1 protein-coding gene and 2 pseudogenes are annotated in these 1428 nt (G+C 60.6%); all 3 read right to left on the bottom strand.

Going from position 1 to position 1428, the window contains the following annotated elements:
• Nucleotides 1-253 (bottom strand): annotated as a pseudogene (locus FMM79_RS21580) (IS4 family transposase); the annotation flags it as partial.
• A gap of 27 nt (nucleotides 254-280) precedes the next feature.
• On the bottom strand, nucleotides 281-964 hold the full coding sequence (locus FMM79_RS21575; RefSeq protein WP_240338984.1) for an IS4 family transposase: 684 nt from the start codon (nucleotides 962-964) through the stop codon (nucleotides 281-283).
• Nucleotides 965-1271: 307 nt separating this feature from the next.
• Nucleotides 1272-1325, bottom strand: a pseudogene (locus FMM79_RS21800) (hypothetical protein); the annotation flags it as partial.
• Between the last annotated feature and the right edge of the window lie 103 nt (nucleotides 1326-1428).

Here is a 1428-nt window from a genome sequence, read left to right as displayed (position 1 = left end):
CAAGTGGTTCGGGGGCGAGCTTGCCCCCAAGTTGGATGTCCATGAGTCGGGTCCAACCTTGCCACATGATCGTGTTGCCGGGCGGCGGATCGTGGCGTCGACCGAGATAGCCGCCCAAGTGCGCGATCTCGGCCAGGTACGCTGAAATCGGCGGCGCGGTTACAGTCATTTTCCCGGCGCGGGCGGCAATTCGGTCAATGATCTCGATCTCGCTGGCTGTCAGTGCGGACCCGGGATCATCATTGGGGCGCACTCTGTTCAGCATCGTGAGCCAGAAGATTCACCAGCCCAGAATGCAGAATATGGCTATCAGGTTGACCAGTCGCTCGGCTGCGCGCAGCTTGAGTTTCTCGGCGTTGAAGCCTGACTTGAGGATCTTGAAGAACAGTTCGATCTTCCATCTCATCGAGTACCAGGCCATTTTCTCGACCGCCTCCGCGGCCGTTCCTACAGAAAGATCGGTGAGCAGCTTCCAGTCGATCGGTTTGCGCCCTTCGGGAGGGTCGACTTCCCCGGCGTGGATCACGGTCAAGCTGAGTGGTGGGTAGCGCCGCGCTTTGCCAATGGGCGGCAGAACGCCGGTGCGCTTGTACTTCAGAGCCAGTTTCACGCGGCTACCCTCGGCGATCTCGAACTGGTGATGTCCCCCGACAGCGACCTCGGCCATCTCGGCCGACACGGTCTGCTTGCCGTCGCCGGCCAGACGATCAACGCAAGTGCGGACGACAAAGTGGGTCCCGAGCTCCTGCGTCGCGCAGTAGAATTCATAGATGTCGTTCTCGCGATCACCGACGTGCACGATGCGGGCGGGATCCCCTCCGAGCAATGCAGTCGAGCCGCGCATATTCTCGAGCCAGCAAATGCTTTCTTTTGACTCGATCGGCACGCGGGTCTGGTTGACCTTGCGTTTGAGCGCCAGCAGCCCTTTGAATTGTGCACGGCTCCAGAAGCGGGCTGCCGTCAAGCCGAGGAAGCTCTTCAAACGTGATGGTCAGGCTCGCATGCATCATCACGCCGCACAGCTTGTGCTGGCGCCAGCGGCCTTCCTTGTCACGCCCGCTGTTCACAGGCTTGGTGTAGCCGATGCTGTCTGGTGCTGATCGCTGGTCGATGAATTCTGTGGTGTCCTGCAGCACCAGCAGGGTGCCATCGCAACTGGCTGCACGACGCGCTGTCGCTTGGAAATGGCCAGCCAGAATGTGCTCTTCGGTGACCGAGCTGTTCGACAAGAAGCGGTACGCCGCTTTGGTGTTTTCCCAGTCTTCGCACGCCAATGGCAGCGGCTGACCTGTTGCGCTGTCCAAGCTGCACATCAGTTTGCGCAGCCGATTACCAAGCCGAGCATCGCCGAACCCGGTGTTGTCTATTTCTCCGTCGATCCAGGCCTCAGCTTCATCTCCGTCGTTCGCGCCATGGCACGCCCCCCCC

Source organism: Novosphingobium sp. BW1, from assembly GCF_008107685.1.
Classification (GTDB): domain Bacteria; phylum Pseudomonadota; class Alphaproteobacteria; order Sphingomonadales; family Sphingomonadaceae; genus Novosphingobium.
The sequence above is the reverse complement of the archived record's forward strand: the minus strand, read 5'-3'. Positions and strand labels throughout refer to the sequence as shown.